Genomic DNA, 13,791 nt, shown 5'->3' with positions numbered 1-13,791 from the left:
AAAGAGTTAGTGCCTATTTAGGCTTCAATCTGTTTAACGGCCTTTATGCGCAAGGTCGAGCGTTTAGAGATACTTACGCAGCCATCCAGTGGAAAGTTCGAGTGCTGCACCCATTGCGCGCTGAGAAAGTGTTCCGACTGGTACGGCTTGCGCCGTATAAAGCGGCATTTGCTGAACCACATTGCCGTTCAGTTCAAAGGCAATTGTCCCAATTTGCGTATCGGCTGCAACCGGTGCGTTCAGCGGACCTTCATAAGAGATGCGCGCTATAAGCTTATCACGGCCTTCTTTTGGCAAAAGCAGCTCGACGTGATCTTTAACTTTCAGCGGAACAGTTGAGGCAGCACCGCCAAACACCTGTGCCGTGCTCACCTCTTCATTAGCCGCATAAATATTGACAGCATCAAAAGACGTCATGGCCCACTGAATAAGCTTTTTAGCTTCTTCTTCGCGTTCTTTGATGCTGGTAAGACCGCTCATGGCCAGAAAAAGCCTACGGCCATTCTGCTCGGCGGAGCCAACAAGTGCATAGCCAGATGCTTCAGTATAACCAGTACCCATGCCGTCCGCGCCAATATCAAGTCGCAAAAGTGGATTTCGATTGCGCTGGAAAATCTTGTTCCAGGTAAACGCATCCTGTGCGTAATATTTATATCGTTCAGGATGTGCGCTGTAGATGTGTCGTGCAAGCTTTATGAGATCAGACAACGTGACCGTCTGTCCGTCAGCGGGTAATCCCGTGGAATTCACGAAATTCGACCCTTTAAGCCCCAGTTCTTTCGCACGCGCATTCATTTTGTCGGCAAATGCAGATTCGTTACCAGAAATTCCCTCAGCAAGAATGATGGCACCGTCATTTGCAGCCTGCACGATCATACCTTGCAGAAGGTCAGCGACAGTTGGCGTCGACTTCAAGGCCGCAAACATTGTTGAGGTGCCAGAAGGCGCGCCACCCGTGCGCCATGCATATTCCGTTACCGGATAGGTCGTCTCAAGCGTTGTTTCGCCTTTTTGAAGCGCCTCGAAAACCACTTCTGCCGTCATCAGTTTAGCAAGCGACGCAGGAGGAATTTTCAGGTCTGGATTCTTAGAAAGGAGGACCGTACCGCTTTTATCATCGAGCAACAGAACTTGCGGGGCTTTGGTTGCAAACGCAGCCTCAGCAGGCTGCGCATAGCCCGGAGACGACAATGCAAGAGCGACAGTCGCCGCCATTGCAAACTTTACGCTGATCGAAGAGCGCCCCATGATACACCTGTCATGCTTTGACAAGCTTGCGCCGCGGCTTTTGCTTATTTCAGTCAGCACGAACGACAAAGGCGTCGGTCGCTCCAGCCTTCCAAGCAGCGCGTAGCAGATCGTCATTGTTGCCTTTTTGTGAGAAGGCCGTCAGCTCATACATATCGCCATTTTCCGTCGGCGTTTTCATACGAGTAACGCGTGCGAAACGCGGCAGCAATTTTTCAAGCTTTATGACGTCTTCAAGCGAGCTAAACGTGCCCAACTCAACATATTCACGCTGCTCTTCCGAATTTCTGCGCTTCCATGCATCCGAAACAGCGCTAGCGGTCAGGATGCTGCCATATGTTTTTTCTTCTGCATATGCAGAAACGGCCATGCGATCTGACGCATAGCCCAAAGTTCCAAGCCGCGATGCATTGGCGACACCAAAACCAATTGCCGGTTTTGGTGATGGAATTGGAACGCTGGCCGGTAAGAGAGGCGCTTCGCCATCACCATAAGCCGGATTTACTTCAAACGGTGATGATTGCGGAACTGGCATAGCGGCAATACCAGCAGGTGTCGGGGTTGGCGCATTCATCGCCATCATCACGCCCGTTGCAGGTTGGCCAACTGGATCGCCGTTACCCGGACTATAAGATGCCATCAGATAAGCATCATCCTGCCCATCAAGCGGTGCACGCCCTACATATTCCACCTTCACATCAGCTGTACCGTGATGCTGATAATCCAGCATTTCCGCAGCCTTCTGCGACAGATCGATCACGCGATCCCGCTCAAACGGGCCGCGATCATTCACACGCACAATAACGGAACTGCCGTTATACATATTGGTAACGCGCGCATAACTTGGCAATGGCATCGTCGGATGCGCCGCTGTCAGATGCGTCATATCGTAAATCTCGCCATTGGCGGTCAAACGCCCATGAAAGGCGCTGCCATACCAAGAGGCACGGCCTCGCGAAGCATAATTCTTGTTCTCTTTTGGATAATACCAGCGGCCTTTAACCTGATAAGGTTTGCCCGTCTGGTCACGACCGCCACCACGCGGCAGAGGCTTGCCCTGCACATTCGTCACGCGCGGGCTGGCTTTGACACCATATTTGGATTCAGCAAAATACTCTTTCGGATGCTTCTTCTTAGAAGACTTCGGCTGCGGAGCGCTTGCACAGCCTGCCAAAGCAAGAGCGAGCGCCATGAATGTCAACATAGCAGTCGATCCGCGTTTTTCACGCTTGATCGATAGCCCCACGCTTTCATCCCGGTTTTGCCACCCGTTCGAACTCATACGCCAACACCCGCAACTCTTTAAGCAACCTGGAGGTCAAAATCTCTTTGAGCAAATAGTGATGTCACTGAATTATTGACGGATCATTAAAGAATTTGCAAATCGGACACTTGAGTCGATGAAGGTTAATAAATTTTCATAGCATCCACCAGGGAACCAAAACGCCTCTTCCACGTTGTTTTTCCAACACGAAGGAGAGAAAAATGTTCCGTGCACTTATCCTATGGCTTCTCGGCGTACCTTTTATTGCAGTGCTGTTTATCTGGTACTTTTTCTTCTGATTAAGGAACAATCGAGGAGTTCCGCCGTTACTTATACGGCTCTTATGACCTCCGAGCCAATCACCTAACGTCATGATTTAGGCCCGTTCTTGTTAGAGCGGGCCATTTTTTATGCGGGTCTGAAAGCATCAATTGCTTTGCGATGCAGCTTGAAATGCGCAGGCGTCCACGTTGAAAGCTCGCCATCCGTATTAACAGGCCGTGGCTTTTTGGTGCGTATAATCACTTCAGTCGTTGGAAACGCACGTACATCATCCCATTTCGATTGCGTGCCCTGGCGTAAGCTCGGCAGTAAGCGCAATAACTTCCACCAGTGATCGACTTCGAGACTGTAGAAATCCAGTTTACCATCATCGATGGTTGCATCTTTTTCAACTGCCATTCCGCCGCCGTAAAACTTGCCATTTCCAACCGATACCTGAAGCGTCTTAATCTGCTCGGTTATTCCATCATGTTCGAGATAGGCGGTAAAAAGCTCCGAACGCGCCAAAATTCTGGCAGCTGCAATCGCATAACCGAGCTTGCCCCACTTTTTCTTAGCATCAGAACTGAGTTTCTGGGCCAGTTCAGCACTAAAACCAATGCTTGCCACATTGAAATAGAGGTGACCATTCACCTCTCCCAGATCAATGGGCAATTGCTGATAGGTAAGCAATTGCCGTGTCGCCTCTGTCGGGTCTGCTGGAAGCCCTATTGTGCGCGCAAAGTCATTTGCGGTTCCGAGCGGCAAAATAGCCAAAGGCAACTTGGTTTCCATAAGCCCTTGGGCGGCAGCATTGAGTGTGCCGTCGCCACCGCCAACGATGACCAAATCAACATCACTATTGCCGCGGATAACATCGGAGATCGATTCATCTCCGTTGGCCATTTTTTCTACAATAGATATGCCACCACGCTCCAGTATCGCGCGCATCTCCGCATTGAACCCTTTGCCATTACGGGCTTTCGGATTGACGATCAGCAGTGCTCGGCGCTGTGGGGCTAAGGCCATGTATTATCCATTGCTTATTCAAATTCACTGAACACCGGAAATGGCGATCGATTTTGGGATATCAATGGGACGCGCGATGAAATCTTCTTACGGTTCGTAATGATCGAACATTGTTGCAGTGCATCGGGGCAAATCGAAGCCAGATTTCTCTATCTTATTGGACGATCATGATGATACTTTTGCGATGCAACGGGCGGGTTCGATTACCGCTACCCGCTCCATTTTATTGAATATTATATTTGACGGAGATTAGTATGGATCGATTGGGACTCGTATTAGGGACCGTTTCACTATTTTTAGCAGCAAGCGCTGCCGAGGCTGCACTGGCTCCGAATTATCAACGCGCAAAAGAGCTCAATGCCGTTATTGAAGCAGCGGCCCAAGCTATACCTCAATACCCAATAGACAAGGTAATCTATCAAAACGACGACAAGTACCAGGTGATTGCTGGTCCCTGCTCGCTTAGAGCGACAATCATCTCAAAGCCGATGAAAAACGGAATGGTTGGTCCACGTCAGTTTGACGTGAAACTCGGACAAACACGATGCCGCTGATATTCAACGGCATTTTTCATTAGCAAATGCTTGCATTTATGACTGTTTTTGGCTTCATGGATTTATTGACTTTAAATCTCATGTTTGGAGAAACTCGTGGCAGAAAACAGCTCGCTCAACAAATACCAGCCTTACGCAATCGGCATTCTTCGTATCGTAACTGCGATTCTCTATTTCGAGCATGGCACACAGAAAGCTTTCAGCTTTCCAATTGCTGGCCCTGATAGCCTCTCGACATTGCAGCTTGCCTCGGCCTTACTGGAAATCATTGGCGGCGCGCTCATTTTCCTTGGCTGGTTTACAAGACCCGTTGCCTTCATCCTTTCGGGCCACATGGCATTCGCCTATTTCATGGCGCACGCCCCAAAAAGCTTCTTCCCAGTCGCAAACGGCGGCGATGCGTCCATTCTGTTCTGCTTTGTATTCCTCACACTCGTAGCAACAGGCGCAGGTGCATTTTCAGTCGACAATCGTAACCGTTGATCGAAATCATTTCCTTTAATTGATCGACCTGACAATTTCAGATCACATACAGTTTTCTTGTATGTGATCTGAACTATGCGGATGATCATATAATGAAAATACTCTTGATCGCCCTCGCCATATTGGCATTCCTCGTGTTTGGCTGCTTTGTGCAGACACATTTTGGCTCGTGGCAATAAGGTATCTGGCGATGCCGCTCCTTGATTAGACGTTTTGCAGCCTTACCTACAGGTTGTAACAATCAAAGGAGTTCTACATGCGCACCATGATCGCCGCCATTCTTCTTACGGCAACATCCGCATCAGCTTTTGCAGCCGCTCCTGAAGGCGCAAAACTCTCTGAAATTATTTCCAAGATCGAGCAGCAAGCGGACGTTCAATATATCGATGAAGTCGATTGGAATGATCGCGGCTATTATGAAATCGAATATTTCATGAAAAATGGCGCGAAGGTCGAGATTAAGATTGATCCAAACACCGGCGAAACTGTTCGCTAAACGAATCTCTGAAGGGGGCGGCGCTCATATTTGAGCTGCCGCTTTCTATTATAATTTTTATATTGCCTTGGTTTTCCCTTTTCACGAGCAAAAAACCATATGTTTATCCACAAGGGCGGGCTTAAATTCAAATTATCTCATTTTTTTATGGTCTTACGCATAGAAACGATTGACGCTGGCTGCGTTCCCGCATACATGAGCATCGTTCCCAAGCGAAAGCATCGGAACAATGCGCGGGTGTAGCTCAGTTGGTTAGAGTGCCGGCCTGTCACGCCGGAGGTCGCGGGTTCGAGCCCCGTCACTCGCGCCATTCCTTTCAAAGGAATGATTAGTAAAAGAGATCGAGATCTTTAGTGACAATGACGATATTGGGATGAAGATCATCCCGAACTTTTCCAAAAAATAAAATTCTAAGCAGTAATTTTCTACCGTAATTACGTGGCCTTTTACTGTAAGTAATCTACAAAATGCTTTTAAAAAATACGCTAAATGCGAAAGTCTTTCTTATCGAGAGATCAAGTCATTTTGATTTTTGACTTGCCTAACTGAGTCTCAAAATCCCCCTCTCTCATTCAATACAGAAAAGCCACGCCGAACTGTTCTGTCAGACTCCCCCAAAAGCTATGTGGAAGCTTAAAAAGGCAGGGTTCACCTGCCTTTTCGATTTTGTAGGAGCTTAGCGGTAGACTATGCCGCCATCGGTCAAAATAGCCTGCCCTGTGATGTAGTCTGAATCTGGGCTGGACAAGAAAGATACCAGCGAAGCAACGTCTTCTGGCGTTTGAGCGCGACCAAGCGCAATGCCTTCGACGTATTTCTTGTAGGTCTCACCTTTTGGTGCCCCCGTAATTTCCGAGAATCGCTCGTCGATTTCAACCCACATATCCGTGCCGACAATACCGGGGCAGTATGCATTAACGGTAATGCCAGCGCTTGCATATTCTTTGGCAGCAGCTTGCGTCAGCGCACGCACGGCGAATTTCGTCGCAGAATAAACACCGAGCATCGCAAAACCATCATGGCCAGCAATAGAGGACGCATTGATAATTTTACCCTTGTGTCCACGCGCTTTAAACTTGGCTGCGGCTGCCTGAATGCCCCACAGAACACCCTCAATGTTGATCTTAAGGATGCGATCAACCTCTTCTGGTTTCACATCAGAAATTGGCTGCACCTGCGCAATGCCAGCATTGTTGACGATAACATCAAAACCGCCGAGGTCTTTTTCCGCATGATCAATTGCAGCATAGACATCATCACGCTTGCTGACGTCAGCGGAGAAGGTTGAAGCCTTGCGGCCGAGCGCCTCGACTTCCTTTTTCACGGTTTCAAGCTTGTCCGCCTTCAGATCGACCAATGCAATATCAAAACCATCTTTTGCAAGACGCAAAGCAATACCGCGACCAATACCCTGTGCTGCGCCCGTGACTAAGGCGACCTTAGCTGTGTTTGACATGATGTCTCCTTTTCTGCTTTTAAACTAACAAAAGTTTGAGGAACTAACGGCTGAAAATGTTGCATCCGCAGATGACATGCTCAAGACTGTAATCCCTCGAAATAGAGGCTCATTGATCACAATCAAGTGCGTGCTAAATTATTGATGCGCCATGCAGAAACTGTTTTTTATTTGCATGTAAGTGTATATAGTAGAATAAAATACTCAACTTTTAAAAGTTATCATGGCGACCGATATGAGCAAGAAAATATCATCATCTAAAATTAATTCGCGTCGGCGCTTTTTTTCAATTTCAGCACTGTTTCTCGCGGCAGGATTAATGCCGGCAATGCTTCATGCTGAAGAGCGACAATCGTTACGCATCGCGCTTGCAACCAGTGTTTCTAATCAGGCTGCTGAAGTTGCGGCTACAGAAGCCAAAGAGCACGGGCTAGATGTCGAGTTAATCGAATTTAGTGATTGGAATACGCCCAACACGGCAGTCGCGGACAAAACTGTCGATGCGAATCTCTTCCAGCACATTCCTTATTTGAATTATACAAATGCCAATACCGGGAATGGGCTTGTGCCGGTTGCGCCTGCATTCAGTACGCCTTTTGCCCTCTACTCGAAGAAATATTCGAAGCTGGAAGATATTCCAGATAATGCACAGATCGCGTTTTCAGGCGATGTTATCAACACCGCACGCTCTTTATTGCTTTTGCAGCAAGCTGGCTTTCTTGAACTGAAGCCAGGCATCGACCAACGTGCCAGCCTTGAAGATGTTGTGACATGGAAAAAGCCGCTGAAAATCGTACAACTTGATGGACCGCAAATTGCGCGTTCACTAGATGACGTCGATGCTGCTGCCACCTACCCTACATTTGCCAAGCTTGCAGGATTGGACGCGTCATCCGGTCTAATTTTCGAGAATGAACCAATTTATGCGTTTCAGTTTGTTACTCGTCCTGAATTGCGAGACGATGCACGGCTGAAAAAATTCATCGAAATTTACCAAAACTCTCCAGCTGTAAAAGCGAAGCTGCGGGAGCTCTATGGGGATATGGTTTCGTTTCCGCGGTGATGGGCTGAGAAATTTCTACGTCTATTTTGCCAAATTGCTGTCTGTTGTTTAAATAGGGCATTGAAGCTGGGACGTGGTTCAGCTAGAAACGCCTCAATTGAGACTTTAATGTCTCCCGGTGATGCACCCGTAGCTCAGCTGGATAGAGTGCTGCCCTCCGAAGGCAGAGGTCACTGGTTCGAATCCAGTCGGGTGCGCCAACGATTTCAATAACTTACAAGCGTTTCAGGCAGTGACCACAGGTTCAAATGAACCTAAGTGCGCCTTTTCAACATCGTGAATAGATGTTTACTCGTTCTAGAATCACATGGGTTGACTAACAAACTAAATTAGAACATAACAGGAACATTGGCAGGCGGTAATCAAACTATGGAGAACGCCATGAATGCAGTTTTAAATAACTACGACGCCGAAATTGACCTGGTATTAGCTTATCATAAAGGCGATGTGCGAGCTTCCATCGAAGCGCTTTTGAAAGACCGAGACTTCCTTGCGCGTGAAATTGAGCTGTCTCAAATTGCACTCACCCACAACCAGCGTACCAACTCTTTTAAGAGGGCTGCGTGATGAAAACTTTCCAAGTCGCCCTTCCTGAAGCATACGCACTAAAATGCGCTCGACGTGAAGTTCATCGAGATGCCGGACGCCTTGGTGCTCGCCTTCCTCATCGAATGGCACGCAAATCTGGAATCGACTTTTGCGTGTTCAGTTTTCCATCCGAAAGGCGCATGAGCGTTTTCATGAGTCGGCATGGTGGCAAACCTTTTGGTGATGGCGTTTGGGAACGAACCGTCGTTCGGTAGACCACATGGCAAGGCCACCTTCGCATGAAAAAATTGACACCTTTACACGGATTGCCGACCTCGAGCGATGGGCCGTTCTTTGCGGCCTATGCACAAGGTGCGGACACGTTAGCAATGTGAACACAAAAGAAGCCGTGCGAAAGATCGGTAAGAACGAGCCTTTGCTTCCACACCACTGGAAACTCAGGTGTGGCTCCTGCACAGCGAAGGGTCAAAGCGAATTTGTTGTTTATCGCGAACCCAGATAACTGAAGCCAATTTGAGACGCATTGGAACCTTACAAGGCCTTTTAAGTTAGTCTCAGAGCTAATGTAAGGAAAACTGATGTTCAAAAAATCTTGGATACTCGCTTTAAGTTTTGCTGTCGCTGCGACTTCATTTACTCCGGCAGTTGCCTCCCCGGTCAGACAGACCTCTGATTTGAGCTTGAGCGAATCTCAAATTCAGCAAGTTCAGCATAGACGATACAGAGACGACAGACGCGGAAACTGGAAACGCTCTAATCGTGACGGTTGGCATAACGGACACCGTGGCTATCGTGACCATCGTCGGGGTTATAAGCGACACTCCGATGGCTGGTGGTATCCTTTAGCAGCGTTCGGCGCGGGTGCAGTACTTGGTGGTGCGTTAAATAACCAACGTCCTGCGGCACGAGGCTATAGCAATCGTCATTATCAGTGGTGCTCTTCGCGTTATCGCACCTACCGCGCTTCTGACAATACTTACGTTCCAAGTGCGGGACGCCGTGCAATCTGCAACTCGCCATACAGTTAAGTCGAATAGTGCCTCACGTAAAAATCGTGAGGCTTTTTTTTACGCTTCGTATCTGACCAACAATCAAAAGTTTTGGAACAAATTCATCGATACAAACTGGAACCTTATAATCAATAGAATGTTTTCACAGCGCACACACCCTTTGGAGTAATGCAATGAAAAACGTTCTTATTGCTGCCGCTGCATTCGCAATGATCTCCGGCTCGGCCCTTGCACAGGAGCCACCTAAGCCGCCCACACCTCCTGAAGCTGGCGCGCCGGGAACACCACCTCCTCCGCCGCCACGTGGTGGCCCTCGCCCCGCCCCTGACAAGTCCGCGCATATTCGTGTTGAGGACAAGGGATACAAGGTCGATGTGAAATGTGCTGAAGATCAGTCAACAGTCGAATGCGCAGAGATCGTTTACAAGCTGCTCGAACGGGTCGGCCCTCCGAGGAAATAACGCATCAATAATTAAGAGCCCCGCCTTGGCGGGGTTATCTATTTGTGGCGTCTTAAAATGGATGGAAAGAAAATAGTGGTCAGACCTTGGTTTGGTTCGTGGAGATCAATCGGCTGATCTTTTCCCGTTGATCCAAAGAATCAAAATGAGAGATGCAAGTACCTAAATCGCCGTATCCAGACCGTTTTAAGTATCCATAAAATAAATAAATTTGGCGTTCACTGAAACCTTTTACTGGCTCACGAGTTTTCCCGAAGAGAGCGTAAGGCGGACAGCTTATTAGCCGGCTGCGTCGTCATTTTTACTTTTTGAAGGAGATAACCAACATGAACTCTATCATCTATTTAGTAGGCCTAGTCGTTATCGTGTTGTTCATTCTCTCTTTTCTGGGATTACGTTGATGGTGGATTCAACAGTTGTAGAAAACGCTCCTAATCGCAGCTACGTCGATTGGGCTGCTATTTTTGCTGGCGCGACGGTCGCGTCAGGTGTGATGGTTGTCCTCACAACATTTGCTGGTGGACTTGGTTTGAGTTCGTTCTCAGTTGATGATGGAGGAGACATTAGTGCAGTCTGGCTCGTCATTACTGCCCTATTTATTATCATATCAATGGTCGCTTCTTATATGCTCGGCGGGTATATCACCGGCAGAATGCGCCGACCATCAGGAACAGCAACCCGTGATGAAGCAACCGTTCGAGACGGTCTGAATGGCCTCGTCGTTTGGGGACTTGGTACAATCGTATCGGCTATTATGCTTGTCAGCGTTATTTCAGGTGGAGCGAAAGCAGTTGGAAGCGCGGCTGAAACAGCGGTTCAAACCACAGGAGCAGTCCTCGGCGGCACAGCTCAAGGAGCTGGTCAGTTAGCTGGAGGTGTCATTTCAGGCGCCGGGCAAGCAGTGTCGGGATTAGCTCAAGGTGCAGGACAAGCCGCTGCTCCATCGGTCGAACAGATGCTGCCGCAAGGGTTGAAAACTAATCCATTAGACTACCTCACGGACACTCTGTTACGCACGGATAGTCAAGGCAACTCTGTTGCTGGACAGGAAGCTCAAAACATCGCGGATTTCCAACGTCAGGTTAGCGGAATTTTGGGAAACCTGCTTACTAGTGGTGAAATCTCAGACGCTGATCGTACGTGGCTCACTAATCAGATCGCGGCTCGAACCGGCCTTAGCCAAAACGATGCTCAAACTCGTGTAAACCAGACAGTTGAGCGCGTTCAGGCTCTGCGTACTGAAGCTCAGACGAAGGTTGACGAAGCTAAAAAGACCCTTGCTGATATACAGGCACAGGCTGAAAAAACTGCCGAAGAAGTGAAAGCAAAGGCAGCTGACGCAGCAGAAAAAGCTAGGATAACTGGCATTCTTACCGCCTTCCTGCTCGCGGCGTCTGCACTCGTTGCTGCGGTGGCCGCTTACATCGGAGCCGTGCACGGTGGTCGTCATCGCGACGAAGGTCGAATTTGGGGTGGTTTAGCTTACCGCAAATAAAAATCCACCAGCCTTAGTGCCATATCATAAGGGCTTCGGAGAAATTCGAAGCCCTCTTTATATATGCTTTGATTGTTTATCTTTTCTGTAGGACGGTTGTCTTTTTAGACGGCGCGTTGTTCCTGTGCCTTCAGTCTCTCAGCAAAGAAAATGATCTTATTCAGATCGTAAAGGCGACTGGCCGCGTCTTTCTCACCGAATCGATAGCAAGCCTTAAAGATATTGCCGAGCGCAAAGGACATGCCTTTGTGCTCAATAAGATCGTTTAGCTCGCTAGCTCCTGCGGGCAACTCGTAGTAGCTGGTTGAACCACCGTCGGACTTTATAGAGCTATTGGACCGCAGGCCAAGATCAGTTAGATGCACAGGCTTCGGCATAGGCTGCTTAGGTTTTTCCAAATCTCCACGCGCGATCTCTCGGTCAATTCTTGCATCTGGCACCATTACATATCCTCCGGCGGTGCTGGCGGCAGCATCCAGTGCGTTATTAACCAGTAGGCTTCTAATTGGTCAGAACTACCATCCACAGTACCGATCATATCGTTACGGTCAAAAAGCCAATTGCCTCCAGAGTACCAACAATCTGTAATTCGTTCGGCATCACCGTTTTCAATATGCACTCGCCACAGATCGACTTTAGTCCCATTTAAGGGCGCAGATTCCATTCGCTGCCAACTACTCATACACCCGCCCTCACCTTGCGCTTCGGCCCCTCGAACTTCTCAGTCAAAGGCCCGCCAGCCAGCAATCCACGCAGTGCTGACAACTTATCTTCTACAAGAGGCCGGAATCGCCGTGCTCCAAAAGGCGGGTTTTCATAACCAAATTGCGGGCAAGTCCCGCGATCAACGCCCTTAAGCCGCACGCCGATGTAGGAGCCGTGAATATAGTGCTCGAAAGGTCCGATCCACTCGATCTCGTAAATCTCGCCTTCCTTCACCTCAAGATACTGCTCAAAGCCGACGACTGAATCGATGCAGACCACTTTCTGGCCAACGTGGAATTGAATCATAGAGCCTCCCCGAGCATTTCGAGCGCCTTTATATAGCGGGCGCGCCTGTCTGCATCGTCGTTGGAGGCGCGAAGATTGTCCTGCAGATCAGCTATTTTGACCGGCCTTGCGATAGGGTTAGAACAAGCACGCTTCACATAGACGAAGTAATCCTCGTCATCGCGACGTGTGATTGCATTCAAGGCCAGCACAATGTCGTCATCAAATCCGAATGAATAAACATCATTCAGCGACGTGTCTGTGTCCTCAATTAAATCATGCATCACGCCGACAATCTGCGTTTCCGCTGTAGTCTGAGCCAGCATCACCCGAATGGCGTGGAAAATGTATGGCTCACCATTCTTGTCAACTTGGCCCATGTGAGCCGCAGATGCCACTGCGATTGCTGTTTCAATGTTGCTCATGTGCTTCTCCTGCTGGGCTCCCGGCTACTAATTTGCTAAACTCATGTAGAAAAGTGGACTCCGCTTTCTCTGGTGACCAATATTGCAATCGCGCTCCAATGCCAGGTCCCGTCGAATACCATTCAGCAACGCAAGGCGCCATATTAGAACGCTCATCGCCAATAATCGCTCGGTCGGCAGCTTTAAGCTCAGTCGGCATCTCATTAACGAGGCCAAACCTCTCGCAAATGGCCGCCATAACAGCGTTCTCGGCCTGCTTGTAACCGGGCAAAAATGGCTTAACAGTTCGAGGAACGTCGACAAGATAGGCTTCACTTGCATCGTGCAGTAATGCCCACAATTTGAACTTCTCTGGCATTTGGCGGGAAAGCAGAATGCTATGCTCAGCAACGCTATAGAACCGCTTGCAGTGGCCAGCAAAGCGGCACTGCATTGATAGCGAATGAGCAATGTCCTCAATAAAGATTTCATCAGCGCGCGGGTCCATCGGCCAGAACTGGCGTCCTGTGAAGGTTTGCAGCCAGTCGCCTTTTCGCGCCGGTTGCGTGGCAATAGGCATATTATCGTTATAAGGTTTTGGCAGCCACCTTATAACCCCTGTTCTTAACTGCCGCCCCTCAACAGCCGCGCGCGCGGCTTTGTCTTCTGCTTCTTCAAGCATATTCTCTCCTCGTGTTGTGGTGAAACGCCGCTTGGTGGGTGGCGTTGTTGGTATTGTCTGAATGCGGTTTCCAAGCCTACACTGAGAAACAATCAGGGAGGCCGATATGCAAATATTAGATGCCAAGTACATTGGGAACTCAGCTTCCATCACCGTGCAGTTCTCTGGAAAGAAAGTGGTCGTGGAATATGGCCCAATAGCTCCGCCATTAGACGGAGAAATGCATTCCCCATTCATCGATAATGTAGATCTGGCCACCAAAGAAATTTTGGCACAAACCAATCAACTTGAGACTGAAATCCGAGCGGCCGTTGTAGACTATCTAGCGTCCCAAAAGGGATGACGG

18 protein-coding genes and 2 tRNA genes are annotated in these 13,791 nt (G+C 48.8%); 11 read left to right on the top strand and 9 right to left on the bottom strand.

Translation table 11 applies throughout. The features are described 5' to 3' along the window. Nucleotides 1–63: 63 nt before the first annotated feature. From WH356_RS02965 to WH356_RS02955, 3 genes are all read right to left on the bottom strand, one after another. On the bottom strand, nt 64–1,248 hold the full coding sequence (locus WH356_RS02965; protein ID WP_421565863.1) for a D-alanyl-D-alanine carboxypeptidase family protein: 1,185 nt from the start codon (nt 1,246–1,248) through the stop codon (nt 64–66). Nucleotides 1,249–1,297: 49 nt separating this feature from the next. After that, a complete protein-coding gene (locus WH356_RS02960) occupies nt 1,298–2,530 on the bottom strand; it encodes a septal ring lytic transglycosylase RlpA family protein (RefSeq protein WP_339508718.1) in 1,233 nt (410 codons plus the stop codon). A 390-nt stretch (nt 2,531–2,920) separates the two neighbouring features. Further along, complete coding sequence (locus WH356_RS02955) at nt 2,921–3,802, bottom strand: lipid kinase (RefSeq protein WP_339508716.1); 882 nt, start codon at nt 3,800–3,802, stop codon at nt 2,921–2,923. A gap of 254 nt (nt 3,803–4,056) precedes the next feature. Here WH356_RS02955 and WH356_RS02950 point away from each other — a divergent pair, with 254 nt between their 5' ends. From WH356_RS02950 to WH356_RS02935, 4 genes are all read left to right on the top strand, one after another. Then, nucleotides 4,057–4,356, top strand: a complete 300-nt coding sequence (locus WH356_RS02950) for a hypothetical protein (protein ID WP_339508714.1) — start codon at nt 4,057–4,059, stop codon at nt 4,354–4,356. A gap of 96 nt (nt 4,357–4,452) precedes the next feature. After that, nucleotides 4,453–4,839 (top strand): DoxX family protein, encoded by a 387-nt coding sequence (locus WH356_RS02945; RefSeq protein ID WP_339508713.1) that lies wholly within the window; start codon nt 4,453–4,455, stop codon nt 4,837–4,839. Between the two features lie 256 nt (nt 4,840–5,095). Continuing rightward, entirely contained in the window at nt 5,096–5,335 is a 240-nt protein-coding gene (locus WH356_RS02940; RefSeq protein WP_339508711.1) for a PepSY domain-containing protein, read from the top strand. 233 nt (nt 5,336–5,568) lie between these two features. Continuing rightward, nucleotides 5,569–5,645: transfer RNA gene (locus tag WH356_RS02935), tRNA-Asp, on the top strand. A 366-nt stretch (nt 5,646–6,011) separates the two neighbouring features. On the opposite strand, the gene WH356_RS02930 is transcribed toward WH356_RS02935, so the two are convergent. Continuing rightward, complete coding sequence (locus tag WH356_RS02930; RefSeq protein WP_339508709.1) at nt 6,012–6,791, bottom strand: acetoin reductase; 780 nt, start codon at nt 6,789–6,791, stop codon at nt 6,012–6,014. A 235-nt stretch (nt 6,792–7,026) separates the two neighbouring features. Between WH356_RS02930 and WH356_RS02925 the strand changes: the two genes are divergently transcribed. From WH356_RS02925 to WH356_RS02900, 6 genes are all read left to right on the top strand, one after another. Then, complete coding sequence (locus WH356_RS02925; protein ID WP_339508708.1) at nt 7,027–7,854, top strand: MetQ/NlpA family ABC transporter substrate-binding protein; 828 nt, start codon at nt 7,027–7,029, stop codon at nt 7,852–7,854. A gap of 123 nt (nt 7,855–7,977) precedes the next feature. Then, a tRNA-Arg gene (locus tag WH356_RS02920) sits at nt 7,978–8,054 on the top strand. A gap of 181 nt (nt 8,055–8,235) precedes the next feature. Further along, on the top strand, nt 8,236–8,421 hold the full coding sequence (locus WH356_RS02915) for a hypothetical protein (RefSeq protein ID WP_313829861.1): 186 nt from the start codon (nt 8,236–8,238) through the stop codon (nt 8,419–8,421). 560 nt (nt 8,422–8,981) lie between these two features. Further along, a complete protein-coding gene (locus tag WH356_RS02910) occupies nt 8,982–9,431 on the top strand; it encodes a BA14K family protein (RefSeq protein WP_339508704.1) in 450 nt (149 codons plus the stop codon). Between the two features lie 155 nt (nt 9,432–9,586). After that, a complete protein-coding gene (locus WH356_RS02905) occupies nt 9,587–9,874 on the top strand; it encodes a hypothetical protein (RefSeq protein ID WP_339508703.1) in 288 nt (95 codons plus the stop codon). Nucleotides 9,875–10,274: 400 nt separating this feature from the next. Next, complete coding sequence (locus tag WH356_RS02900; protein WP_339508702.1) at nt 10,275–11,369, top strand: hypothetical protein; 1,095 nt, start codon at nt 10,275–10,277, stop codon at nt 11,367–11,369. 104 nt (nt 11,370–11,473) lie between these two features. Here the strand turns inward: WH356_RS02900 and WH356_RS02895 are convergent, their stop codons facing one another. From WH356_RS02895 to WH356_RS02875, 5 genes are read right to left on the bottom strand one after another with little or no spacing between them, the layout of a single operon-like run. Continuing rightward, nucleotides 11,474–11,812, bottom strand: coding sequence for a hypothetical protein (locus tag WH356_RS02895; protein WP_339508700.1), 339 nt, complete (start codon nt 11,810–11,812; stop codon nt 11,474–11,476). After that, nucleotides 11,812–12,051: a hypothetical protein gene (locus tag WH356_RS02890; protein WP_339508698.1), complete on the bottom strand. Its 240-nt coding sequence runs from the start codon at nt 12,049–12,051 to the stop codon at nt 11,812–11,814. The genes WH356_RS02895 and WH356_RS02890 overlap by 1 nt, the downstream gene beginning before the upstream one ends. Continuing rightward, nucleotides 12,048–12,380 carry a hypothetical protein gene (locus WH356_RS02885; RefSeq protein ID WP_339508696.1) on the bottom strand — a complete coding sequence of 111 codons (333 nt, stop codon included), beginning with the start codon at nt 12,378–12,380 and terminating at the stop codon, nt 12,048–12,050. The genes WH356_RS02890 and WH356_RS02885 overlap by 4 nt, the downstream gene beginning before the upstream one ends. Then, nucleotides 12,377–12,784 (bottom strand): GTP pyrophosphokinase, encoded by a 408-nt coding sequence (locus tag WH356_RS02880; RefSeq protein ID WP_339508694.1) that lies wholly within the window; start codon nt 12,782–12,784, stop codon nt 12,377–12,379. The genes WH356_RS02885 and WH356_RS02880 overlap by 4 nt, the downstream gene beginning before the upstream one ends. Then, a complete protein-coding gene (locus tag WH356_RS02875; protein WP_339508692.1) occupies nt 12,771–13,445 on the bottom strand; it encodes a hypothetical protein in 675 nt (224 codons plus the stop codon). Before WH356_RS02875 ends, WH356_RS02880 begins: the two co-directional genes overlap by 14 nt. Nucleotides 13,446–13,551: 106 nt before the next feature. Here WH356_RS02875 and WH356_RS02870 point away from each other — a divergent pair, with 106 nt between their 5' ends. Then, nucleotides 13,552–13,788 carry a hypothetical protein gene (locus WH356_RS02870; protein WP_339508691.1) on the top strand — a complete coding sequence of 79 codons (237 nt, stop codon included), beginning with the start codon at nt 13,552–13,554 and terminating at the stop codon, nt 13,786–13,788. Nucleotides 13,789–13,791 lie beyond the last annotated feature (3 nt).

It is taken from the genome of Ochrobactrum sp. MYb379, from assembly GCF_037479515.1.
Taxonomy (GTDB): Bacteria; Pseudomonadota; Alphaproteobacteria; order Rhizobiales; family Rhizobiaceae; genus Brucella.
The sequence above is the reverse complement of the archived record's forward strand: the minus strand, read 5'-3'. Positions and strand labels throughout refer to the sequence as shown.

Bases quoted from the DNA above. Each gene is read 5' to 3' on its own strand.
- WH356_RS02930 (WP_339508709.1), bottom strand. From the start codon at position 6,791: ATGTCAAACACAGCTAAGGTCGCCTTAGTCACGGGCGCAGCACAGGGT.
- WH356_RS02910 (WP_339508704.1), top strand. From the start codon at position 8,982: ATGTTCAAAAAATCTTGGATACTCGCTTTAAGTTTTGCTGTCGCTGCG.
- WH356_RS02890 (WP_339508698.1), bottom strand. From the start codon at position 12,051: ATGAGTAGTTGGCAGCGAATGGAATCTGCGCCCTTAAATGGGACTAAA.
- WH356_RS02900 (WP_339508702.1), top strand. From the start codon at position 10,275: ATGGTGGATTCAACAGTTGTAGAAAACGCTCCTAATCGCAGCTACGTC.
- WH356_RS02925 (WP_339508708.1), top strand. From the start codon at position 7,027: ATGAGCAAGAAAATATCATCATCTAAAATTAATTCGCGTCGGCGCTTT.
- WH356_RS02885 (WP_339508696.1), bottom strand. From the start codon at position 12,380: ATGATTCAATTCCACGTTGGCCAGAAAGTGGTCTGCATCGATTCAGTC.
- WH356_RS02905 (WP_339508703.1), top strand. From the start codon at position 9,587: ATGAAAAACGTTCTTATTGCTGCCGCTGCATTCGCAATGATCTCCGGC.
- WH356_RS02915 (WP_313829861.1), top strand. From the start codon at position 8,236: ATGAATGCAGTTTTAAATAACTACGACGCCGAAATTGACCTGGTATTA.
- WH356_RS02895 (WP_339508700.1), bottom strand. From the start codon at position 11,812: ATGGTGCCAGATGCAAGAATTGACCGAGAGATCGCGCGTGGAGATTTG.
- WH356_RS02940 (WP_339508711.1), top strand. From the start codon at position 5,096: ATGCGCACCATGATCGCCGCCATTCTTCTTACGGCAACATCCGCATCA.
- WH356_RS02875 (WP_339508692.1), bottom strand. From the start codon at position 13,445: ATGCTTGAAGAAGCAGAAGACAAAGCCGCGCGCGCGGCTGTTGAGGGG.
- WH356_RS02960 (WP_339508718.1), bottom strand. From the start codon at position 2,530: ATGAGTTCGAACGGGTGGCAAAACCGGGATGAAAGCGTGGGGCTATCG.
- WH356_RS02870 (WP_339508691.1), top strand. From the start codon at position 13,552: ATGCAAATATTAGATGCCAAGTACATTGGGAACTCAGCTTCCATCACC.
- WH356_RS02880 (WP_339508694.1), bottom strand. From the start codon at position 12,784: ATGAGCAACATTGAAACAGCAATCGCAGTGGCATCTGCGGCTCACATG.
- WH356_RS02965 (WP_421565863.1), bottom strand. From the start codon at position 1,248: ATGGGGCGCTCTTCGATCAGCGTAAAGTTTGCAATGGCGGCGACTGTC.
- WH356_RS02950 (WP_339508714.1), top strand. From the start codon at position 4,057: ATGGATCGATTGGGACTCGTATTAGGGACCGTTTCACTATTTTTAGCA.
- WH356_RS02955 (WP_339508716.1), bottom strand. From the start codon at position 3,802: ATGGCCTTAGCCCCACAGCGCCGAGCACTGCTGATCGTCAATCCGAAA.